The 19,166-nt window shown below is 67.1% G+C and carries 32 protein-coding genes; all 32 read left to right on the forward strand.

Annotation, left to right across the window (positions count from 1 at the left end):
* Nucleotides 1–125: 30S ribosomal protein S10 (locus VNT50_RS08905; RefSeq protein WP_325484844.1), on the forward strand; the 125-nt coding region annotated here is incomplete at its 5' end.
* Between the two features lie 8 nt (nt 126–133).
* On the forward strand, nt 134–793 hold the full coding sequence (gene rplC / locus VNT50_RS08910; RefSeq protein ID WP_325484759.1) for a 50S ribosomal protein L3: 660 nt from the start codon (nt 134–136) through the stop codon (nt 791–793).
* Nucleotides 794–796: 3 nt separating this feature from the next.
* Nucleotides 797–1,459 (forward strand): 50S ribosomal protein L4, encoded by a 663-nt coding sequence (gene rplD / locus VNT50_RS08915; protein ID WP_325484760.1) that lies wholly within the window; start codon nt 797–799, stop codon nt 1,457–1,459.
* Nucleotides 1,456–1,776 carry a 50S ribosomal protein L23 gene (rplW, locus tag VNT50_RS08920; RefSeq protein WP_325484761.1) on the forward strand — a complete coding sequence of 107 codons (321 nt, stop codon included), beginning with the start codon at nt 1,456–1,458 and terminating at the stop codon, nt 1,774–1,776. Before rplD ends, rplW begins: the two co-directional genes overlap by 4 nt.
* Nucleotides 1,777–1,799: 23 nt before the next feature.
* Entirely contained in the window at nt 1,800–2,639 is an 840-nt protein-coding gene (gene rplB / locus VNT50_RS08925; RefSeq protein WP_325484762.1) for a 50S ribosomal protein L2, read from the forward strand.
* A 12-nt stretch (nt 2,640–2,651) separates the two neighbouring features.
* Nucleotides 2,652–2,933, forward strand: a complete 282-nt coding sequence (gene rpsS, locus VNT50_RS08930; protein ID WP_325484763.1) for a 30S ribosomal protein S19 — start codon at nt 2,652–2,654, stop codon at nt 2,931–2,933.
* Nucleotides 2,934–2,954: 21 nt separating this feature from the next.
* A complete protein-coding gene (gene rplV, locus VNT50_RS08935) occupies nt 2,955–3,365 on the forward strand; it encodes a 50S ribosomal protein L22 (RefSeq protein ID WP_325484764.1) in 411 nt (136 codons plus the stop codon).
* Nucleotides 3,365–4,135, forward strand: a complete 771-nt coding sequence (gene rpsC / locus VNT50_RS08940; RefSeq protein ID WP_325484765.1) for a 30S ribosomal protein S3 — start codon at nt 3,365–3,367, stop codon at nt 4,133–4,135. Before rplV ends, rpsC begins: the two co-directional genes overlap by 1 nt.
* A complete protein-coding gene (gene rplP, locus VNT50_RS08945; protein ID WP_325484766.1) occupies nt 4,135–4,554 on the forward strand; it encodes a 50S ribosomal protein L16 in 420 nt (139 codons plus the stop codon). Before rpsC ends, rplP begins: the two co-directional genes overlap by 1 nt.
* On the forward strand, nt 4,554–4,868 hold the full coding sequence (gene rpmC, locus VNT50_RS08950; RefSeq protein ID WP_325484767.1) for a 50S ribosomal protein L29: 315 nt from the start codon (nt 4,554–4,556) through the stop codon (nt 4,866–4,868). The genes rplP and rpmC overlap by 1 nt, the downstream gene beginning before the upstream one ends.
* Entirely contained in the window at nt 4,868–5,242 is a 375-nt protein-coding gene (gene rpsQ / locus VNT50_RS08955; protein WP_325484768.1) for a 30S ribosomal protein S17, read from the forward strand. The genes rpmC and rpsQ overlap by 1 nt, the downstream gene beginning before the upstream one ends.
* 31 nt (nt 5,243–5,273) lie before the next feature.
* Nucleotides 5,274–5,642: a 50S ribosomal protein L14 gene (gene rplN / locus VNT50_RS08960; RefSeq protein ID WP_325484769.1), complete on the forward strand. Its 369-nt coding sequence runs from the start codon at nt 5,274–5,276 to the stop codon at nt 5,640–5,642.
* Between the two features lie 2 nt (nt 5,643–5,644).
* Nucleotides 5,645–6,004: a 50S ribosomal protein L24 gene (gene rplX / locus VNT50_RS08965; protein ID WP_325484770.1), complete on the forward strand. Its 360-nt coding sequence runs from the start codon at nt 5,645–5,647 to the stop codon at nt 6,002–6,004.
* Nucleotides 6,004–6,615 (forward strand): 50S ribosomal protein L5, encoded by a 612-nt coding sequence (rplE, locus tag VNT50_RS08970; protein WP_325484771.1) that lies wholly within the window; start codon nt 6,004–6,006, stop codon nt 6,613–6,615. Before rplX ends, rplE begins: the two co-directional genes overlap by 1 nt.
* 112 nt (nt 6,616–6,727) lie before the next feature.
* On the forward strand, nt 6,728–7,126 hold the full coding sequence (rpsH, locus tag VNT50_RS08975; RefSeq protein ID WP_325484772.1) for a 30S ribosomal protein S8: 399 nt from the start codon (nt 6,728–6,730) through the stop codon (nt 7,124–7,126).
* Nucleotides 7,127–7,132: 6 nt separating this feature from the next.
* On the forward strand, nt 7,133–7,669 hold the full coding sequence (gene rplF, locus VNT50_RS08980) for a 50S ribosomal protein L6 (RefSeq protein ID WP_325484773.1): 537 nt from the start codon (nt 7,133–7,135) through the stop codon (nt 7,667–7,669).
* 2 nt (nt 7,670–7,671) lie between these two features.
* The gene (gene rplR / locus VNT50_RS08985) at nt 7,672–8,031 is read left to right on the forward strand and encodes a 50S ribosomal protein L18 (protein WP_325484774.1); all 360 of its coding nucleotides are present in this window, start codon (nt 7,672–7,674) and stop codon (nt 8,029–8,031) included.
* A gap of 20 nt (nt 8,032–8,051) precedes the next feature.
* Nucleotides 8,052–8,696, forward strand: coding sequence for a 30S ribosomal protein S5 (rpsE, locus tag VNT50_RS08990; protein WP_325484775.1), 645 nt, complete (start codon nt 8,052–8,054; stop codon nt 8,694–8,696).
* A complete protein-coding gene (gene rpmD / locus VNT50_RS08995; RefSeq protein WP_325484776.1) occupies nt 8,696–8,881 on the forward strand; it encodes a 50S ribosomal protein L30 in 186 nt (61 codons plus the stop codon). Before rpsE ends, rpmD begins: the two co-directional genes overlap by 1 nt.
* Nucleotides 8,881–9,567 (forward strand): 50S ribosomal protein L15, encoded by a 687-nt coding sequence (rplO, locus tag VNT50_RS09000; RefSeq protein WP_325484777.1) that lies wholly within the window; start codon nt 8,881–8,883, stop codon nt 9,565–9,567. The genes rpmD and rplO overlap by 1 nt, the downstream gene beginning before the upstream one ends.
* Nucleotides 9,568–9,663: 96 nt before the next feature.
* Nucleotides 9,664–10,986, forward strand: a complete 1,323-nt coding sequence (gene secY, locus VNT50_RS09005; protein ID WP_325484778.1) for a preprotein translocase subunit SecY — start codon at nt 9,664–9,666, stop codon at nt 10,984–10,986.
* Entirely contained in the window at nt 10,983–11,591 is a 609-nt protein-coding gene (locus tag VNT50_RS09010) for an adenylate kinase (RefSeq protein ID WP_325484779.1), read from the forward strand. Before secY ends, VNT50_RS09010 begins: the two co-directional genes overlap by 4 nt.
* An 18-nt stretch (nt 11,592–11,609) precedes the next feature.
* Nucleotides 11,610–12,443 (forward strand): type I methionyl aminopeptidase, encoded by an 834-nt coding sequence (gene map / locus VNT50_RS09015; protein WP_325484845.1) that lies wholly within the window; start codon nt 11,610–11,612, stop codon nt 12,441–12,443.
* A gap of 18 nt (nt 12,444–12,461) precedes the next feature.
* Nucleotides 12,462–13,145 (forward strand): DsbA family protein, encoded by a 684-nt coding sequence (locus tag VNT50_RS09020; RefSeq protein ID WP_325484780.1) that lies wholly within the window; start codon nt 12,462–12,464, stop codon nt 13,143–13,145.
* A 190-nt stretch (nt 13,146–13,335) separates the two neighbouring features.
* Entirely contained in the window at nt 13,336–13,557 is a 222-nt protein-coding gene (gene infA / locus VNT50_RS09025) for a translation initiation factor IF-1 (protein ID WP_116648310.1), read from the forward strand.
* Nucleotides 13,558–13,647: 90 nt separating this feature from the next.
* A complete protein-coding gene (gene rpmJ, locus VNT50_RS09030; RefSeq protein ID WP_005050492.1) occupies nt 13,648–13,764 on the forward strand; it encodes a 50S ribosomal protein L36 in 117 nt (38 codons plus the stop codon).
* 231 nt (nt 13,765–13,995) lie between these two features.
* Nucleotides 13,996–14,367 carry a 30S ribosomal protein S13 gene (gene rpsM / locus VNT50_RS09035; RefSeq protein ID WP_325484781.1) on the forward strand — a complete coding sequence of 124 codons (372 nt, stop codon included), beginning with the start codon at nt 13,996–13,998 and terminating at the stop codon, nt 14,365–14,367.
* Nucleotides 14,368–14,429: 62 nt separating this feature from the next.
* Nucleotides 14,430–14,828: a 30S ribosomal protein S11 gene (gene rpsK, locus VNT50_RS09040; RefSeq protein WP_325484782.1), complete on the forward strand. Its 399-nt coding sequence runs from the start codon at nt 14,430–14,432 to the stop codon at nt 14,826–14,828.
* Between the two features lie 174 nt (nt 14,829–15,002).
* Nucleotides 15,003–15,992 (forward strand): DNA-directed RNA polymerase subunit alpha, encoded by a 990-nt coding sequence (locus tag VNT50_RS09045; RefSeq protein WP_325484783.1) that lies wholly within the window; start codon nt 15,003–15,005, stop codon nt 15,990–15,992.
* Nucleotides 15,993–16,029: 37 nt separating this feature from the next.
* Nucleotides 16,030–16,623 carry a 50S ribosomal protein L17 gene (gene rplQ, locus VNT50_RS09050; protein WP_325484784.1) on the forward strand — a complete coding sequence of 198 codons (594 nt, stop codon included), beginning with the start codon at nt 16,030–16,032 and terminating at the stop codon, nt 16,621–16,623.
* A gap of 641 nt (nt 16,624–17,264) precedes the next feature.
* Complete coding sequence (locus VNT50_RS09055; RefSeq protein WP_325484785.1) at nt 17,265–17,915, forward strand: endonuclease domain-containing protein; 651 nt, start codon at nt 17,265–17,267, stop codon at nt 17,913–17,915.
* Nucleotides 17,916–18,085: 170 nt separating this feature from the next.
* Nucleotides 18,086–19,162, forward strand: a complete 1,077-nt coding sequence (locus VNT50_RS09060) for a GNAT family N-acetyltransferase (protein ID WP_325484786.1) — start codon at nt 18,086–18,088, stop codon at nt 19,160–19,162.
* Nucleotides 19,163–19,166 lie beyond the last annotated feature (4 nt).

Here is a 19,166-nt window from a genome sequence, read left to right on the forward strand (position 1 = left end):
GCGAGCACTTCGAGATGCGCACCCACAAGCGTCTGATCGACATCGTCGACCCGACGCCCAAGGCCGTCGACTCGCTGATGCGCCTTGATCTGCCGGCCGATGTCAACATCGAGATCAAGCTCTGAGGTTCGACATGGCTGACATCAACGCAAAGATTTCCAAGGGCATGCTGGGCACGAAGCTCGGTATGACCCAGGTGTGGAACGAGAGCGGCAAGCTCGTCCCCGTCACCGTCATCGAGCTCGCACCGAACGTGGTCACCCAGATCCGCACCCCCGAGAAGGACGGCTACAACGCCGTCCAGATCGCCTACGGTCAGATCGACCCCCGCAAGGTGAACAAGCCCCAGACGGCCCACTTCGAGGCCGCCGGCGTGACCCCCCGTCGTCACCTCACCGAGATCCGCACCGCGGATGCCGGCGAGTATGCGCTCGGCCAGGAGCTCACGGTCGACGGCACCTTCGAGGCCGGCCAGCTCGTCGACGTCGTCGGCACGAGCAAGGGCAAGGGCACCGCGGGTGTCATGAAGCGCCACAACTTCAAGGGCGTCTCCGCTTCGCACGGCTCGCACCGCAACCACCGCAAGCCCGGCTCCATCGGTGCCTCGTCGACGCCGAGCCGCGTCTTCAAGGGCATGCGCATGGCCGGCCGCATGGGTGGCGAGCGCGTCACCGTTCTCAACCTCACGGTGCACGCCGTCGACGCCGAGAAGGGTCTGCTGCTCGTCAAGGGCGCCGTCCCCGGCGCACGCGGCCGCATCGTCTACGTCCGCAACGCAGTGAAGGGGGCCTAGTCCATGGCTGACCAGACTCTTGCGCTTGACGTCCGCGGCACCGACGGCAAGAAGGCAGGCTCCGTGGAGCTTCCGGCCTCGGTGTTCGACGCCAAGACGAACATCCCGCTGATCCACCAGGTCGTCGTCGCGCAGCGCGCCGCCGCTCGCCAGGGAACGCACTCGACCAAGCGTCGCGGTGAGGTCTCGGGTGCCGGCCGCAAGCCCTTCAAGCAGAAGGGCACCGGTAACGCCCGTCAGGGCTCGATCCGCGCGCCGCACATGACCGGCGGTGGCATCGTGCACGGCCCGAAGCCGCGCGACTACTCGCAGCGCACCCCCAAGAAGATGATCGCGGCCGCCCTGCGCGGCGCGCTCAGCGACCGGGTTCGCGGCGAGCGCCTCCACATCGTGGAGTCCTTCGGCATCGAGGGCGCGCCCTCGACGAAGGCCGCCGCCGCGTTCCTGTCGGACGTGGGCGCGACCAACCGCGTGCTCGTGGTCATCGACCGCCAGGACGAGATCACCGTGAAGAGCGTGCGCAACCTCGCGTACGTCCACGTGCTGCCGTTTGACCAGCTCAACGCCTACGACGTGATCGTCTCCGACGACATCGTCTTCACCAAGGCCGCCTACGAGGCGTTCGTCTCGTCGAAGGCCGTCTCCACCCAGGAGGTCTCCGAATGAGCACCGACTCCGTCCTGCAGACTGCCCTGAACAAGGACCCGCGCGACGTCATCCTGAAGCCGGTCGTGTCCGAGAAGAGCTACGGGCTCATCGACGAGGGCAAGTACACCTTCCTGGTGGACACCCGCGCGACGAAGACCGAGATCAAGCTCGCCATCGAGAAGATCTTCGGCGTCAAGGTCGCCGGGGTCAACACGATCAACCGCGTCGGCAAGACCCGCCGCACCCGCTTCGGCACCGGCAAGCGCAAGGACACCAAGCGTGCCATCGTGACGCTCCGCTCGGGCACCATCGACATCTTCACGGCAGTCGGCTGACGGTCGGGACGAAGGACTAAACAATGGCTATTCGCAAGTACAAGCCCACGACCCCCGGTCGCCGCGGTTCGTCGGTGGCTGACTTCGCCGAGATCACCCGATCGACGCCTGAGAAGTCGCTGCTGCGCCCGCTCTCCAAGACCGGTGGTCGCAACAACCAGGGCCGCATCACGACGCGCCACATCGGTGGTGGCCACAAGCGCCAGTACCGCGTGATCGATTTCCGTCGCAACGACAAGGACGGCATCGACGCGAAGGTCGCTCACATCGAGTACGACCCCAACCGCACGGCGCGCATCGCCCTCCTGCACTACGCCGACGGCGAGAAGCGCTACATCATCGCGCCGAACAAGCTGTCGCAGGGTGACATCGTCGAGTCGGGCTCCGGCGCCGACATCAAGCCCGGCAACAACCTGCCGCTGCGCAACATCCCCACCGGTACCGTGATCCACGCGATCGAGCTGCGTCCCGGTGGCGGTGCCAAGATGGCGCGTTCGGCCGGCGCATCGGTTCGCCTCGTGGCGAAGGACGGCCCGTACGCCCAGCTGCGTCTGCCCTCGGGTGAGATCCGCAACGTGGATGCACGCTGCCGCGCCACCATCGGCGAGGTCGGCAACGCCGAGCAGTCGAACATCAACTGGGGCAAGGCCGGCCGCAAGCGCTGGCAGGGCATCCGTCCCACCGTTCGCGGTGTCGCCATGAACCCGGTCGACCACCCGCACGGTGGTGGAGAGGGCAAGACGTCCGGTGGACGTCACCCCGTCACCCCGTGGGGCCAGAAGGAAGGCCGCACCCGTCACGCCAACAAGGAAAGCGACAAGTACATCGTGCGTCGCCGTACCGCCGGCAAGAAGCGTAAGTAGGAGTAGAGGAAGATGCCACGCAGTCTCAAGAAGGGCCCCTTCGTCGATGACCACCTGCTTCGCAAGGTAGTCACGCAGAACGAGGCGGGATCCAAGAACGTCATCAAGACCTGGTCGCGTCGCTCGATGATCATCCCGGCCATGCTGGGTCACACGATCGCCGTGCACGACGGTCGCAAGCACATCCCCGTGTTCGTCACCGAGACCATGGTCGGCCACAAGCTGGGCGAGTTCGCGCCCACCCGCACCTTCCGCGGCCACGAGAAGGACGACAAGAAGGGCCGTCGCCGCTAGGCGACCGAGGAGGAGAGAGAAATGGTGGAGTCCATCGCACGAGTGCGACACATCCGCGTGACCCCTCAGAAGGCTCGTCGTGTCGTTGCTCTCATCAAGGGCAAGCAGGCCCAGGAGGCCCTGGCCATCCTGAAGTTCGCGCCGCAGTCCGCGAGCGAGCCGATCTACAAGCTCGTCGCGTCCGCAATCGCGAACGCTCGGGTCAAGGCCGACAAGGACAGCGCATACCTGGACGAGCGCGACCTCTACATCGCGAACGCGTACGTAGACGAGGGCACGACGCTCAAGCGTTTCCGCCCCCGCGCACAGGGTCGCGCATTCCAGATCAAGAAGCGCACGAGCCACATCACGGTCGTGCTCGCGACGCCGGAGGCGGCTGACGCCGCGCCGGCAGACCAGACAAGCTCAACCCCACGGAAGGCGAGCAAGTAATGGGACAGAAGGTAAACCCGTACGGCTTCCGCCTCGGCATCACCACCGACCACGTGTCGCGGTGGTTCTCCGACTCGACGAAGCCCGGACAGCGCTACGCCGACTACGTCGCCGAGGACATCAAGATCCGCAAGCTGCTGCAGACGACGCTTGACCGCGCCGGTGTCAGCAACATCGAGATCGAGCGCACCCGTGACCGCGTCCGCGTCGACATCCACACCGCCCGCCCGGGCATCGTGATCGGTCGCCGCGGGGCCGAGGCCGAGCGCATCCGCGCCGACCTCGAGAAGCTCAGCGGCAAGCAGATCCAGCTGAACATCCTCGAGGTCAAGAACCCCGAGGCCGACGCTCAGCTCGTCGCCCAGGGCGTCGCCGAGCAGCTCAGCGCCCGCGTGGCATTCCGCCGCGCGATGCGCAAGGGCATGCAGGGCGCCCAGCGTGCCGGGGCCAAGGGTGTCCGCATCCAGGTCTCGGGTCGCCTCGGCGGCGCCGAGATGAGCCGGTCGGAGTTCTACCGCGAAGGCCGTGTGCCGCTGCACACGCTCCGCGCGAACATCGACTACGGCTTCTACGAGGCGAAGACCACCTTCGGCCGCATCGGCGTGAAGGTCTGGATCTACAAGGGCGACCTCACGAACAAGGAACTCGCGCGCGAGCAGGCCAACGCGCCGAAGTCCCGCGGTCGGGACGACCGTGGTGACCGCGGCGACCGTCGTCCTCCGCGTGGCCCCCGCAACGACGCCCCCGTGGCAGAAGGAGCGCCGGCGTAATGCTCATCCCCCGCAAGGTCAAGTACCGCAAGCAGCACCACCCGGGCCGTTCCGGTCAGGCGACCGGTGGCACCGTGGTGTCGTTCGGCGAGTTCGGCATCCAGGCCCTCACGCCCGCTTACGTGACGAACCGTCAGATCGAGTCCGCTCGTATCGCGATGACGCGTCACATCAAGCGTGGCGGAAAGGTGTGGATCAACATCTACCCCGACCGTCCGCTCACCAAGAAGCCGGCCGAAACCCGCATGGGTTCCGGTAAGGGTTCGCCGGAGTGGTGGGTCGCAAACGTCAAGCCGGGTCGCGTCCTCTTCGAGGTCGCCGGAGTCAACGAGGAGCTCGCTCGCGAGGCCCTGACCCGTGCCATTCACAAGCTGCCCCTGAAGGCACGCATCATCAAGCGCGAGGAGGGCGACGCGTAATGGCGATCGGCACCAAGCAGCTCGCTCCGAGCGAGCTCGACACGTTCGAAGACCAGCGCCTCGTCGAGGAGCTGCGCAAGGCCAAGGAAGAGCTGTTCAACCTGCGCTTCCAGTCGGCCACCGGCCAGCTCGAGAGCCACGGCCGCATCCGTGCGGTCAAGCGCGACATCGCGCGGCTCTACACCGTGATCCGCGAGCGCGAGCTGGGCATCCGTGCCACGCCCGCACCCGTCGAGGTCAAGGCGAAGGCGAAGAAGACGAAGGCCACGAAGGCGGATGCCGCCGACGAGGCCGTGAAGGAAGAGGCCGAGTAATGGCTGAGACCACTGAGAAGAAGGCGCCCGCGAAGAAGGCGCCCGCCAAGAAGGCTGCGGTCGAGACGCCCGTCGTCGAGTCCGGCCACGAGTCTTCGGCCCACGACGTCCGCGACGCGGACGCCCGTGGCTACCGCAAGGCCCGCCGCGGCTACGTCGTGAGCGACAAGATGGACAAGACGATCGTCGTCGAGGTCGAGGACCGCGTGAAGCACCCCCTCTACGGCAAGGTCATCCGTCGCACGTCGAAGGTCAAGGCCCACGACGAGCAGAACACCGCCGGCATCGGCGACCTCGTGCTCATCAACGAGACGCGTCCGCTGAGCGCCACCAAGCGCTGGCGCCTCGTCGAGGTCCTGGAGAAGGCCAAGTAGGCCCCGGCCCGCTTGCCCTTAAGGAGTAGAAGTGATTCAGCAGGAATCCCGCATCAAGGTCGCCGACAACACCGGCGCGAAGGAGCTGCTCACCATCCGCGTGCTCGGTGGTTCACACCGCCGCTACGCCGGTCTCGGTGACACCATCGTGGCGACGGTCAAGGACGCGATCCCCGGCGGAAACGTCAAGAAGGGCGATGTGGTCAAGGCCGTCATCGTCCGCACCGTCAAGGAGACGCGTCGTCCCGACGGCTCGTACATCAAGTTCGACGAGAACGCCGCCGTGATCCTGAAGAACGACGGGGAGCCCCGCGGCACCCGCATCTTCGGACCGGTCGGCCGCGAGCTTCGTGACAAGAAGTTCATGAAGATCGTCTCGCTGGCACCGGAGGTCATCTAGTCATGGCGAAGATCAAGAAGGGTGACCTGGTTCAGGTCATCTCGGGCGCCAAGCCCGAGCGCGGCGGCGACCGCGGCAAGCAGGGCAAGGTCCTCGAGGTCCTTACCGAGCAGAACCGCGTTCTCGTCGAGGGCGTGAACTACGTCACCAAGCACACCCGCGTGGGCCAGACCCAGCGCGGCACGAAGACCGGCGGCATCGAGACGTTCGAAGCGCCGATCCACATCTCGAACGTCCAGCTGGTGGACCCCTCGACGAAGAAGCCGACCCGCGTCGGCCACCGCGTCGAAGAGGTGACGAAGGACGGTCAGCGACGCACGGTTCGCGTGCGCTTCGCCAAGAAGTCAGGTAAGGACCTGTAATGAGCACAACGACTGCCGCGCCGGCTGGCCCTGGCGCTGAAAGCAGGCCTCACGGCGCAGCCCAGCCGCGCCTGAAGCAGAAGTACCGGGCCGAGATCCAGCAGAAGCTGCAGGAGGAGTTCGGCTACGTCAACGTCAACCAGATCCCCGGCCTCGTCAAGGTCGTCGTCAACACCGGTGTCGGTGAAGCGGCGCGTGACGGCAAGGTGATCGACGGGGCCGTGGACGACCTCACGAAGATCACGGGTCAGAAGCCCGTCGTCACGAAGGCGCGCAAGTCGATCGCCCAGTTCAAGCTCCGCGAGGGCCAGCCCATCGGCGCCCACGTCACGCTGCGTGGCGACCGCGCGTGGGAGTTCCTCGACCGCCTGACGTCGCTGGCGCTGCCCCGCATCCGCGACTTCCGCGGCCTGTCGCCGAAGCAGTTCGACGGCAACGGCAACTACACGTTCGGCCTGCAGGAGCAGTCGGTCTTCCACGAGATCGACCAGGACAAGATCGACCGCGTCCGCGGCTTCGACATCACGATCGTCACGACCGCGAAGACGGATGACGAGGGCCGCGCGCTCCTGCGCCACATCGGCTTCCCGTTCCGCAACGAAGAGAACTGAACAACGGTTGTCGAGACGCCGGCTCCGCCGGCTACTCGATCATCGAGGAAATCATCACAGGTCGCCTGCCGTGTAACGGCCGTCGAAACCGAATGAACGAAGGAAACAGACCATGACAATGACAGACCCGGTCGCAGACATGCTGACCCGTCTGCGCAACGCGAACTCGGCGCATCACGATTCCGTGAACATGCCGTCGAGCAAGCTGAAGTCGCACATCGCCGAGATCCTCAAGCGTGAGGGCTACATCGCCGATTGGGCCGTCGAAGACGCCCGCGTCGGCCAGAGCCTGACCCTGACGCTCAAGTACGGCCCGAACCGCGAGCGGTCGATCGCCGGCATCAAGCGCGTCTCCAAGCCCGGCCTGCGCGTGTACGCACGTTCGACCGAGATCCCCCGTGTTCTCGGCGGCCTCGGCGTCGCCATCCTGTCCACCTCCTCCGGTCTTCTCACCGACCGTCAGGCCGAGCAGAAGGGCGTGGGTGGGGAAGTCCTCGCCTACGTGTGGTAGTCAGCCATGTCTCGAATCGGACGTCTTCCCATCGACATCCCCGCCGGCGTCACCGTGTCGGTCGAGGGTCAGGATGTGGCGGTCAAGGGCCCGAAGGGTGAGCTCGCGCTCACCGTCGCGAGCCCCATCGAGGTGAAGGTCGAAGAGGGCCAGGTGCTCGTCACCCGTCCCGACGACGAGCGCGAATCGCGATCGCTCCACGGCCTCACCCGCACCCTCATCAACAACAACATCATCGGCGTCACCCAGGGCTACACCAAGGGCCTCGAGGTCGTCGGCACCGGTTACCGCGTCGCACAGAAGGGCAGCTCGGTCGAGTTCGCCCTCGGCTTCTCGCACCCCGTGCTCGTCGAACCGCCCGCGGGCATCAGCTTCACGGTCGAGGGCAACAACAAGCTCACCGTGAGTGGGATCGACAAGCAGGCCGTCGGCGAGGCGGCCGCGAACATCCGCAAGATTCGCAAGCCCGAGCCCTACAAGGGCAAGGGTGTGCGGTACGCCGGCGAGGTCGTGCGCCGCAAGGCCGGAAAGAGTGGTAAGTAACCATGGCTGTGAAGTCGAAGTCCGACGCTCGTTCGCGTCGACACGCACGCCTTCGGAAGAAGGTCGTCGGTACCGATGCGCGCCCGCGTCTCGTCGTGACGCGCTCCGCGCGCCACGTGTTCGTCCAGCTGGTCGACGACGCCAAGGGCAACACCCTGGCCTCGGCATCCACCCTCGAAGCGGACCTGCGTTCGTTCGACGGTGACAAGACCGCAAAGGCCCGCAAGGTCGGCGAGCTCGTCGCCGAGCGTGCGAAGGCTGCCGGCATCTCGGATGTCGTGTTCGACCGCGGTGGCAACCGCTACGCGGGACGTGTCGCGGCGATCGCCGACGGCGCCCGCGAAGGGGGGCTGAACCTGTGAGTGAAATCAAGGAGACCGAAGTGGCAGTTGCTGCCGAAACGGCCGCGCCCGAGGCGCAGCCGGAGCGCGAGCCCCGTCGTGGCGGACGTGAGCGCAACCCGAACCGTGACCGCGGTTCGCGTGACGCCGACAAGTCCCAGTTCCTCGAGCGCGTTGTCACCATCAACCGCGTCTCGAAGGTCGTCAAGGGCGGCCGCCGCTTCAGCTTCACGGCCCTCGTGGTCGTGGGCGATGGCAACGGCGTCGTCGGCGTGGGCTACGGCAAGGCTCGCGAGGTTCCCCTCGCGATCTCGAAGGGTGTCGAAGAGGCCAAGCGCAACTTCTTCCGCGTGCCCCGCGTCGGCGTGACGATCCCGCACCCCGTGCAGGGTGAGGCCGCCGCCGGTGTGGTGCTGCTGCGTCCCGCCTCGGGCGGTACCGGTGTCATCGCCGGTGGTCCGGTCCGCGCCGTGCTCGAGTGCGCCGGCATCCACGACGTGCTCTCGAAGTCGCTCGGTTCGTCGAACACGATCAACATCGTGCACGCGACGGTTGCGGCCCTGAAGCAGCTCGAGGAGCCCCGCGCGGTCGCCGCTCGTCGCGGACTCGAGTTCGACCAGGTCGCCCCCGCGCGCCTCGTCCGCGCGGAGGCAGAAGCCGCCGCGGCTGCGAAGGTAGGTGCCTGATGGCCGATCGTCTGAAGGTCACGCAGATCAAGTCCAAGGTGAGTGAGAAGCAGAACCAGCGCGACACGCTGCGCAGCCTCGGTCTCAAGCGGATCGGCGACTCCGTCGTCCGTCCCGACGACGCGCAGACGCGCGGTTACGTCAAGACCGTCGCCCACCTCGTGAAGGTTGAGGAGATCGACTAATGGCCGAGAAGGCTGAGAAGAAGGACACTTCGACGGAGCTCGGTGCGAGCACGGCCGGAGAGGCGAAGGCCGCCAAGGCGACCGCAGCCAAGAAGGCGCCGGCCAAGGCCGCTGCCGCCAAGGCGCCGGCTGCGAAGAAGCCGGCCGCCAAGGCCGCCGACAGCGCGGACAAGGCCGAGAAGGCCCCCGCGAAGAAGGCTCCCGCCGCCAAGGCCGCTCCGAAGAAGGCCGACGCCGTCGTGTCGCGCCCGGGCGTGCTGAAGGTGCATCACCTGCGTCCCGTCCCGGGTGCCAACACCGCAAAGACCCGCGTGGGTCGCGGTGAGGGCTCCAAGGGCAAGACCGCCGGTCGTGGCACCAAGGGCACCAAGGCCCGCAACACCGTGCGGGTCGGCTTCGAGGGTGGGCAGATGCCGCTGCACATGCGCACCCCGAAGCTGCGCGGGTTCAAGAACCCGTTCCGCGTCGAGTACCAGGTCGTGAACCTGGAGAAGCTCGCCGAGCTCTACCCGCAGGGCGGTGAGGTCACCGTCGTCGACCTCGTGGCCAAGGGCGCCGTCCGCAAGAACGAGAAGGTCAAGGTGCTCGGCACCGGAGACATTGCGGTTAAGCTGAATGTCGCAGTTGACAAGGTCTCTGGCTCCGCCGAGCAGAAGATCGTGGCAGCTGGGGGCTCAGTAGGCTGAGCTTGCGGGTGAATCCCGTGATGCTTCCTGATCGGTCGGAGTCCTGGACTCCGACCGATCAGAGGGCCACCCGCACGTCCGTCAGGAGGCACGTTCTTGTTTAGCGCTATCGCGCGGATCTTCCGCACCCCGGACCTTCGCCGGAAGATCGGTTTCACTCTGGGGATCATCGCCCTCTATCGACTCGGCGCGCACGTGCCGGCACCGTTCGTGGACTTTCCGAACGTGCAGGAGTGCATCGGCGCCAGTTCGAGCACGGACGGGCTGCTGTCGCTGGTCAACCTGTTCTCGGGCGGCGCGCTCCTGCAGCTCTCGATCTTCGCCCTGGGCGTCATGCCCTACATCACGGCGACGATCATCACGCAGCTGCTCCGCGTGGTCATCCCGCACTTCGAAACCCTCTACAAGGAGGGCCAGGCGGGTCAGTCGCGTCTGACGCAGTACACGCGCTACCTCACGATCGCCCTGGCGCTCCTGCAGTCCACGACGCTCGTCACCGTCGCGCGCAGCGGTCAGCTCTTCGGCAACACGGGCGTCCCGGCGTGCGAGCAGCTCCTCACCAACGACGTGTGGTGGGCGCAGCTGCTGATGATCATCACGATGACCGCCGGCACCGGCCTCATCATGTGGTTCGCAGAGCTCGTCACCGAGCGCGGCATCGGCAACGGCATGTCGCTCCTGATCTTCACCTCGATCGCCGCGACGTTCCCCGGCGCGATGTGGGCCATCTGGCTCGCGCGCGGCTTCGAGGTGTTCCTCCTCGTCCTCGCCGTGGGAATCGTGGTGGTCGCGCTCGTCGTGTACGTCGAGCAGTCGCAGCGCCGCATCCCGGTGCAGTACGCGAAGCGCATGGTCGGTCGCCGCACCTACGGCGGGACGAACACGTACATCCCGATCAAGGTCAACATGGCCGGTGTGGTTCCCGTGATCTTCGCGTCGTCGCTGCTCTACATCCCGGCGCTGCTGGCCCAGTTCAACCAGCCCGCCGTCGGCGAATCGCCGGCCGGATGGGTCACCTGGGTCTCGCAGTACCTGACGACCGGTGATTCGCCTGTTTACATGCTGGTCTACTTCCTGCTCATCATCGGCTTCACGTACTTCTACGTCGCGATCACGTTCAACCCGGTCGAGGTCGCCGACAACATGAAGAAGTACGGCGGCTTCATCCCCGGCATCCGCGCCGGTCGTCCCACGGCCGAGTACCTCGACTACGTGCTCACGCGCATCACGCTCCCCGGCTCGATCTACCTGGGCCTGATCGCCCTGCTGCCGCTCATCGCGCTGGCAACGGTCGGCGCCAATCAGAACTTCCCGTTCGGTGGAGCGTCGATCCTGATCATCGTCGGTGTGGGTCTCGAGACGGTAAAGCAGATCGACGCGCAGCTCCAGCAGCGCCACTACGAAGGACTCCTGCGATGACCTCAGTCACCACGGCCCGCCTCCTGATCGTCGGCCCCCAGGGCTCCGGGAAGGGAACCCAGGGTGTCCGGATCGCCGAGGCCTTCGGCATCCCGGTCGTCTCCACGGGCGATGTGTTCCGGGCCAACATCAAGGAGGGCACCCCGCTGGGCCGGCAGGTCAAGGCGATCGTCGACGGCGGAGACCTGGTGCCCGACGAGCTGACGAGCGAGATCGTGCGCGACCGCCTGTCGCAGGATGACGCCGCGCACGGCTTCCTCCTCGACGGCTACCCGCGCAACGCGCAGCAGGTCGCCCACCTCGAAGAGTTCCTCGCCGCGCGCGGCGAGTCACTGGATGCGGTGATCGAGCTCGTCGTACCGCGCGAGGAGAGCCTCGAGCGCCTCCGTCTGCGCGCGGAGGAGCAGGGCCGGTCGGACGACACCGACGCCGGCATCGCCCATCGTCTCGACATCTACGAGCGCGAGACCGCGCCGATCCTCGCCGCCTACGGTGAGCAGGGCATCGTCGATCGCATCGACGGCGTCGGATCGCTCGATGAGATCACCACGCGCATCATCGCGGCGCTCGAGGCTCGTGGCCTCGAACGCCGGACCGCTGCCTGAGGGTTGCTGACCGACGGAATGGGCCTGCGCCGCTCGATCTACAAAACCCCCGCCCAGCTGCGGTCGATGATGGAACCAGGGCTCATCACCGCGGCCGCGCTCGACGCGGTGCGCGCGATGATCGCGCCGGGCGTCACGACGATCGAACTGGATGCCGCGGCATCCCGGATCATCACCGGCCGCGGTGCGCGATCGAACTTCCAGCTCGTGCGCGGTTATCGCCACACGATCTGCGCCTCGGTCAACGAGCAGGTCGTGCACGGCATCCCCAGCGACCGGGCGCTGCAGCCCGGCGATATCGTCTCGATCGACTGCGGCGCCGAGCGCAGCGGCTGGAACGGCGACTCCGCCGTGACGTTCGTGCTCCCCGACCCCGCGCGGCCGCAGGTCGTCGCCGAGCGCGAGGAGCTCTCCCGCGTGACCGAGGGCTCGCTGTGGGCGGGCATCGCCGCGCTCGCGAGAGCGCGCCATGTGGCGGATGTCGGTGCCGCCGTGCAGGATTACGTCGACGCACAGCCGGGCACCTACGGCATCCTGCGCGACTACGTCGGGCATGGCATCGGGCGCAAGATGCACGAGTCGCCCTCGGTCTTCAACTATCGCGTGCCCGACCCCGGCCCGGAGGTGCGGCCCGGGCTCGTCCTCGCGATCGAGCCCATGGTCGCCGCCGGCGACGAGGCGACGTTCGTCGAGGACGACGGCTGGACGGTCTCGACGCGCGACGGCTCGGCGGGCTCCCACTGGGAGCACAGCGTGGCCGTGCATGATGACGGAATCTGGGTGCTCACCGCACCCGATGGCGGGGCAGCGGGACTGGCGCCGTTCGGCGTGGTCCCCTCGCCCATTCAATGACGTGGAGATCGGATAGCAATGGCAACGGGTGGGCGCAAGACGAACTGGTTCGCGATCTGGGTCAGCGTGGCGGTGGTGGCGGTGCTCGTGGTCGTCGGCGTCGTGGTCGTGGTGCTCAACAACCAGGCGACCGCGCCGGGTGAGCCCCCGCAGTCGGCGAACATCGACGCGAAGACGGGTGCGATCCACGTGGGTGACGGGCCGGATGTGGTCGCCACCTATGTCGATTTCATGTGCCCCGTCTGCGGCGCGTTCGAAGAGGCGTACGGCGAGACGCTCGCCGGCCTCGTGGATGACGGCTCCATCACGCTCGACATCCACCCGATCGCGATCCTTGACTCGAAGTCCCAGGGGACGGCCTTCTCGACGCGCGCCGCGAACGCGATGTACTGCGTCGCGGAGTCGTCGCCGGATGCGTCGCTGGCGTTCCTCCAGGAGATGTTCGCCAACCAGCCGCCCGAGCCGTCCGCAGGGCTGACCGACGATCAGATCATCGCGTTCGCCGAGACCGCCGGCGCGGCCGGCGCGGCCCCCTGTATCGCGGACCAGACGTACGCGAAGTTCGTCACGGCGATGACCCAGTCGACGCCGCCGGATCCGGCCACAGGCAACATCGGAACGCCCACGGTCGTTGTGAATGGCGAGCGTCTCACCCTGACCGGCGACCCGCAGGTCGACATCGTCGACCGCCTTCAGGGCTGAGCGGGGCCATCCCTCCGCGATCATGTGAGGGGTTGCGGCAGCGAGTTGCCGCGGCATCCACTATCACGTACTATTGATCCTTGGTGCCTTGCGCCTCTTTCGGCGTGTCCGCGGTTTCAGCGATCCGGTCGCCCGGCACCACAACCCAACCACCGCAGACCGACCGGTCTGCACAAGCGTTAGCGAGTGTATGGCGAAGAAAGACGGTGTCATCGAGATCGAAGGCACTATTTCAGAGGCGCTGCCCAACGCGATGTTCCGCGTTGAGCTCACCAATGGACACAAAGTGCTCGCCACGATCTCCGGCAAGATGCGGCAGAACTACATCCGCATCATCCCCGAAGACCGCGTCGTCGTAGAGCTCAGCCCCTACGACCTCACGCGCGGTCGCATCGTCTACCGCTACCGCTAGACCGGTCGAGAAGTAACGGCCCGTGATCCGGATGCCGCGGCCCACCGCCGCGCATCCCCACGGGCACGAAGACAGCGAACAGGAAACATCATGAAGGTAAACCCCAGCGTCAAGCCGATCTGCGATCACTGCAAGGTGATCCGCCGCCACGGCCGCGTGATGGTCATCTGCAAGTCCAACCCGCGCCACAAGCAGCGCCAGGGTTGATTCGAGTCGAATCACGGCGCGAAGCGCCTGATCCGACTCGAATCAAGATCGAGTAGGCGCGCAGCGCCGTACCGAGATCTCCCAGCACTTCTCGCACTTCCCTCCACACAACTGAACACACAAGGCAGATTCAGAACCCGCTCTCCCTTCGGAGCGCGGGGGACACCCCGGGCTGGAGGCCCGGGCACCGATTCTGCTCCACACCTCCACACCACTCCCAGGAGAACCCGCATGGCACGTCTTGCCGGCGTCGACATCCCGCGCGATAAGCGCGTGGTCATCGCCCTCACCTACATCTACGGCATCGGCCGGACTCGCTCCGTCGAGATCCTCACCGCCACCGACATCAGCCCCGATGTGCGCGTCAAGGACCTGAGCGACGACCAGCTCATCGCCCTTCGCGACAACATCGAGACCTACAAGGTGGAGGGTGACCTCCGCCGTGAGGTGGCCGCCGACATCCGCCGCAAGGTCGAGATCGGCTCCTACGAGGGCATCCGCCACCGTCGCGGCCTCCCGGTGCGCGGTCAGCGCACGAAGACGAACGCTCGCACCCGCAAGGGCCCGAAGCGCACCGTCGCCGGCAAGAAGAAGGCGCGCTAGGCGCCTGGTTTCGATACGCCGCTTCGCGGCTACTCAACCAACGAACATCAGGAGAACCGCACATGGCTGCACCCAAGACCGCCGCGCGCAAGCCGCGTCGCAAGGAGAAGAAGAACATCGCGCTGGGCCAGGCCCACATCAAGTCGACGTTCAACAACACGATCGTCTCGATCACCGACCCGTCCGGCGCTGTGATCAGCTGGGCATCGTCGGGTGGCGTGGGCTTCAAGGGCTCGCGCAAGTCGACGCCCTACGCGGCGGGGATGGCCGCCGAGTCGGCCGCCCGTCAGGCGCAGGAGCACGGTGTCAAGAAGGTCGACGTCTTCGTCAAGGGCCCGGGTTCGGGCCGCGAGACGGCGATCCGCTCGCTTCAGGCCGCCGGCCTCGAGGTGGGCTCGATCAACGATGTGACGCCGCAGGCGCACAACGGCTGCCGTCCCCCCAAGCGCCGCCGCGTCTAGTCTCCGGGTGAGGGCGTCGGATGACGCCCTCACCCGCGGGCCTGCGCACGCCGGTCGCGAAGCGACCACTCAGACATTCCGGATGCCTCGACACGAGGCATCCGTCGACGACAACTCAACACCTCACATCACGCAAGTGTCATATAGCGGGCACTTGATCGAAAGGAACCCATAGTGCTGATCGCACAGCGTCCCACACTCACCGAGGAAAAGATCGCGGAGTTCCGCAGCCGGTTCATCATCGAACCGCTGGAGCCCGGCTTCGGCTACACGATCGGGAACGCGCTTCGTCGCAGCCTCCTGTCGTCGATCCCCGGTGCAGCCGTCACCAGCATCCGCATCGATGGCGTGCTGCACGAGTTCAGCACCATCCCGGGTGTGAAGGAGGATGTCACCGAGATCATCCTCAACATCAAGCAGCTCGTCGTCTCGAGCGAGCGCGATGAGCCCATCACGGCGTACCTGCGCAAGACGGGCGCCGGCGAGGTCACGGCGGCCGACATCTCGGCCCCCGCGGGCGTCGAGGTGCACAACCCCGACCTCGTCATCGCGACGCTGAACGACTCGGCGAAGTTCGAGCTCGAGCTCACGATCGAGCGCGGTCGCGGCTACGTCTCCGCGACGCAGAACCGCAACGAGTACGCCGAGGCGGGTCAGATCCCGATCGACTCGATCTACTCGCCCGTGCTCAAGGTCAGCTACCGCGTCGACGCGACGCGTGCCGGTGAGCGCACCGACTTCGACAAGCTCGTGCTGGACGTCGAAAGCAAGTCCTCGATCAGCCCGCGCGACGCCGTCGCGTCGGCCGGCCGCACCCTGACGGAGCTCTTCGGCCTCGCCCGCGAGCTCAACGTCGAGGCGGAGGGCATCGAGATCGGCCCGGCGCCGGTCGAAACGGTGCTCACCAACGAGCTGTCGATGCCGATCGAGGACCTCGACCTGTCGGTCCGCTCGTACAACTGCCTCAAGCGCGAGGGCATCAACACGGTCAGCGAGCTCGTCGCTCTCTCGGAGACGCAGCTCATGAACATCCGCAACTTCGGTCAGAAGTCCGTGGACGAGGTGCGCGACAAGCTCATCTCGCTCGGTCTGTCGCTCAAGGATTCGGTGCCCGGCTTCGACGGCGCCCACTTCTACGGCGGCTACGACGACGAGACCGTCTGAGCCCCTCTTCCCCCTTTGATCCTGGAGACATCCGAAAATGCCTAAGCCCACGAAGGGTCCCCGCCTCGGAGGCGGCCCCGCACACGAGCGCCTGCTGCTTGCGAACCTCGCCGCTGCCCTCTTCACGCACCGCTCGATCACGACGACGGAGACCAAGGCCAAGCGCCTGCGTCCCCTGGCCGAGCGACTGATCACCTTCGGCAAGCGCGGCGACCTGCACGCGCGTCGTCGCGTGCTCTCGGTGATCGGCGACAAGGAGGTCGTGCACGTTCTCTTCACCGAGATCGCGCCGCTCGTCGCCGACCGTGAGGGTGGCTACACGCGCATCACGAAGGTCGGCAACCGCAAGGGGGACAACGCACCGATGGCCGTCATCGAGCTCGTGCTCGAGCCGGTCAAGCCGAAGGCAAAGCGCCGTGCTGAGCCCGCCGACGGGTCCGCCAAGAAGGCCGCCGCTGCCGCGCCGGCCGAGGTCGTCGAGGAGGAGCCGGCCGTCGATGCCGAGGCCGCCTCGGAAGAGGCCGCCGCGCCGGACGAGGCGGCCGCGACGGATGAGGCCGCTGGGTCGGACGAGGCCGCCACGTCGGATGAGGCGACCGCGTCGGCCGACGCCGAGGCCAAGTCGGAGTAGTCCGATCGCGTCGAGAGGCGCACCCGTACCACCGCGAAACCCGCGGCCACGCCTGACGGCGAGGCCGCGGGTTTCGCCGTTCCCCCGCCGGCTCGGATTTCGCCGTTCCCCCTGACGCCTCGGGTTTCGCCGTTCCCCCGCCGGCCTCGGGTCCTGGCCAGTGCGCATAACTCCTGCAATCCGCGATGCGCGGCCCTTGGCGCCCGCGGAACGGCGGCGGCCGGGGCGGGATCGGCCTGTGAATGCAGGAGTTGTGCGCGCGAGTGTTCGCCGGCCCCCATATCTCGTGCCGCCGGCTCCTCCAGGTGACCATCTCCTCCACAGATCGGGTGGCCCGGCGGAGGTTCACAGATATCGATGGTCGCGGTCTGCGGGTGTGAGCAACCTGTCACGGTCCGTCTATGGGATCAGCCGCAGCACTCGCCAAGAGCATCGATGAACGGGTCCTCACCCGAGCCGACCTTCTCGCGATGGGCATGCGGCCCAGGCAGATCACCACGGCGGTCCGGTCCGGGAGGCTCACGCGTCTCCGCCGCGATCGGTATGTCGCCGCGACCGTCGACGACGGATCCGACGTCGCGGTGAGGGTCGGGGGGAGATTGACCTGCGTCAGCGCGGTGGCGACTACGGGCGCGTTCGTGATGGAAGATTCTCGGACGCACGTGCACGTCGACCGTGCGATGTCGCGTCTGCGCTCTCCGCACGCGAACGCCAGGGTGAAACGCTGGCTTCGGGGCCGCGACGATCGGAGCGTCCGCCTGCACTGGGGGCACCTCCGCGACCCGGCGGAAGCGCGGCACGTCGTGTCGTTGCGCGACGCCCTGATGACGCTGATCAGGTGTCAGCCGGCGCGAGCAGTGGTCGCGACCCTCGACAACCTTCTGTTCCTCGCCGTCATTACGATGGACGAGTTGCGGGATGTCTTCGCCGCGCTCCCCGCGCGCTACGACGTGCTGCTGCGACTCGTGGACGGGCGCTGCGAGTCGGGACCCGAGTCTCTCCTACGCCTGACGCTCCGACAGATGGGGCTTCGATTCGAGGTGCAGGCGGAGATCGATGGTGTCGGCCGCGTGGACTTCCTGGTCGAGGGCTGCCTGATAATCGAGTGCGACAGCAAGGCCTTTCACGAAGGATGGGCGGCGCAGAAGCGCGACAGGCGGCGGGATCTCGCGGCGGCATCACGTGGGTTGATGACGCTGCGCCTCCTCGCAGAGGACATCATGTACCACCCTGGAGTGATCGCGCCTGCCATCCGTGAGCTGCTCGCCGCACACGTGCACTGCCGGGTCTAGGTCGCTCGTTCGAGTGGCTGGCTCTCCGTGTTGACGAGATGCGCACAACTCCTGCATTCCGCGCGGCGGCGCGGCGCGGGTCGGCACGTTTCCGCACATTGAGTGGTGGGCTGGCTCCGGTTTGCAGGAGTTATGCGCACGGGAAATCGCGGTCTGGCTAGGCTGGGCCGGTGAGCGAGACCGAGCTGCCGCCCCTCGACGAGCGGATCACCGCACCCGCGCGGCCGACCGTGCCCGAACACCCGGATGTGGCGGTGTGGAGGCCCGCGGCCGAGGCCGACATCGACGCCCTCATGGTGCTGGCGCGGGCCATGGACCGCGCCGACCACCCGACCTGGGTGACGGCACGCGAAGAGGTCGCCGATCAGTTCGACACCCCCTACCTCGATCCCGCGACCGACTCGCTCGTGGGACTGGATGCCGACGGCAGGGCGGTCGCGACCGCCTGGGCGAGCCTCGCCCCCGGCCGCGAGACCCGGGTGCAGGCCTACGCCATGGGCGGCGTGCATCCCGAACTGCGCGCGCGGGGGATCGGCCGGCAGGTTCTGCGCTGGTCGGCCGAGCGGTGCCTGCAGCTGATGGCGGCAACGCGCAGCACGCTGCCCGCCTGGCTCCTGGTGTATGCGGATGAACCCAACACGGCGGCGATCCGGCTCGCGGAGCGCCGGGGGATGAGGATCGAGCGCTATTTCGCCGGAATGGCGCGACCGCTGTCCGATCCGATTCCCGACATCGCCATCGCGGAGAACATGCGCGTCGTGGCATATGCGCCTGAGTTCGCTGATGCCGCCCGGTTCGCGCGGAACGATGCCTTTCGTGATCACTGGGGCAGTCAGCCGAGCGCACCCGAGCGCTGGCAGCAGTTCGTGGGCGGCGAGCTGTTCCGCGGCGATCTGTCGTTCGTCATCGTCGAGAACGTGGATGCCGGTGCACCCGGTGCGACGGACGCGCTCGGCGATCCCGTGCGCGTCGTCGCGTTCGCACTGGGCTCCGTGAACGAGGAGGACTGGGCCGCCCAGGGATTCTCGAGCGTCTACATCGACCTGATCGGTGTGGTTCGCGACCGGCGCGGACAGCGTCTGGCTCCCGCCGTGATCGCGGCCCTGTTGCGGGCCGCGCGCGACGCCGGGCTCGAGCGGGCGATCCTCGACGTCGACACCGCGAGCCCGACAGGCGCCAACACGCTGTACGAGGGGATGGGGTTCTCCGCCGTCGAGCGATCCGTCGCCCTCGTCGAGGAGTTCTGACGTT

The organism is Microbacterium sp. (assembly GCF_035554235.1).
Taxonomy (GTDB): Bacteria; Actinomycetota; Actinomycetes; order Actinomycetales; family Microbacteriaceae; genus Microbacterium.

What these genes read in the sequence shown, in the direction of transcription:
- rplC (WP_325484759.1), top strand. Translation starts at nt 134, where the DNA reads ATGGCTGACATCAACGCAAAGATTTCCAAGGGCATGCTGGGCACGAAG.
- rplD (WP_325484760.1), top strand. Translation starts at nt 797, where the DNA reads ATGGCTGACCAGACTCTTGCGCTTGACGTCCGCGGCACCGACGGCAAG.
- rplW (WP_325484761.1), top strand. Translation starts at nt 1,456, where the DNA reads ATGAGCACCGACTCCGTCCTGCAGACTGCCCTGAACAAGGACCCGCGC.
- rplB (WP_325484762.1), top strand. Translation starts at nt 1,800, where the DNA reads ATGGCTATTCGCAAGTACAAGCCCACGACCCCCGGTCGCCGCGGTTCG.
- rpsS (WP_325484763.1), top strand. Translation starts at nt 2,652, where the DNA reads ATGCCACGCAGTCTCAAGAAGGGCCCCTTCGTCGATGACCACCTGCTT.
- rplV (WP_325484764.1), top strand. Translation starts at nt 2,955, where the DNA reads ATGGTGGAGTCCATCGCACGAGTGCGACACATCCGCGTGACCCCTCAG.
- rpsC (WP_325484765.1), top strand. Translation starts at nt 3,365, where the DNA reads ATGGGACAGAAGGTAAACCCGTACGGCTTCCGCCTCGGCATCACCACC.
- rplP (WP_325484766.1), top strand. Translation starts at nt 4,135, where the DNA reads ATGCTCATCCCCCGCAAGGTCAAGTACCGCAAGCAGCACCACCCGGGC.
- rpmC (WP_325484767.1), top strand. Translation starts at nt 4,554, where the DNA reads ATGGCGATCGGCACCAAGCAGCTCGCTCCGAGCGAGCTCGACACGTTC.
- rpsQ (WP_325484768.1), top strand. Translation starts at nt 4,868, where the DNA reads ATGGCTGAGACCACTGAGAAGAAGGCGCCCGCGAAGAAGGCGCCCGCC.
- rplX (WP_325484770.1), top strand. Translation starts at nt 5,645, where the DNA reads ATGGCGAAGATCAAGAAGGGTGACCTGGTTCAGGTCATCTCGGGCGCC.
- rplE (WP_325484771.1), top strand. Translation starts at nt 6,004, where the DNA reads ATGAGCACAACGACTGCCGCGCCGGCTGGCCCTGGCGCTGAAAGCAGG.
- rpsH (WP_325484772.1), top strand. Translation starts at nt 6,728, where the DNA reads ATGACAATGACAGACCCGGTCGCAGACATGCTGACCCGTCTGCGCAAC.
- rplF (WP_325484773.1), top strand. Translation starts at nt 7,133, where the DNA reads ATGTCTCGAATCGGACGTCTTCCCATCGACATCCCCGCCGGCGTCACC.
- rplR (WP_325484774.1), top strand. Translation starts at nt 7,672, where the DNA reads ATGGCTGTGAAGTCGAAGTCCGACGCTCGTTCGCGTCGACACGCACGC.
- rpmD (WP_325484776.1), top strand. Translation starts at nt 8,696, where the DNA reads ATGGCCGATCGTCTGAAGGTCACGCAGATCAAGTCCAAGGTGAGTGAG.
- rplO (WP_325484777.1), top strand. Translation starts at nt 8,881, where the DNA reads ATGGCCGAGAAGGCTGAGAAGAAGGACACTTCGACGGAGCTCGGTGCG.
- VNT50_RS09010 (WP_325484779.1), top strand. Translation starts at nt 10,983, where the DNA reads ATGACCTCAGTCACCACGGCCCGCCTCCTGATCGTCGGCCCCCAGGGC.
- map (WP_325484845.1), top strand. Translation starts at nt 11,610, where the DNA reads ATGGGCCTGCGCCGCTCGATCTACAAAACCCCCGCCCAGCTGCGGTCG.
- VNT50_RS09020 (WP_325484780.1), top strand. Translation starts at nt 12,462, where the DNA reads ATGGCAACGGGTGGGCGCAAGACGAACTGGTTCGCGATCTGGGTCAGC.
- infA (WP_116648310.1), top strand. Translation starts at nt 13,336, where the DNA reads ATGGCGAAGAAAGACGGTGTCATCGAGATCGAAGGCACTATTTCAGAG.
- rpmJ (WP_005050492.1), top strand. Translation starts at nt 13,648, where the DNA reads ATGAAGGTAAACCCCAGCGTCAAGCCGATCTGCGATCACTGCAAGGTG.
- rpsM (WP_325484781.1), top strand. Translation starts at nt 13,996, where the DNA reads ATGGCACGTCTTGCCGGCGTCGACATCCCGCGCGATAAGCGCGTGGTC.
- rpsK (WP_325484782.1), top strand. Translation starts at nt 14,430, where the DNA reads ATGGCTGCACCCAAGACCGCCGCGCGCAAGCCGCGTCGCAAGGAGAAG.
- rplQ (WP_325484784.1), top strand. Translation starts at nt 16,030, where the DNA reads ATGCCTAAGCCCACGAAGGGTCCCCGCCTCGGAGGCGGCCCCGCACAC.
- VNT50_RS09055 (WP_325484785.1), top strand. Translation starts at nt 17,265, where the DNA reads ATGGAAGATTCTCGGACGCACGTGCACGTCGACCGTGCGATGTCGCGT.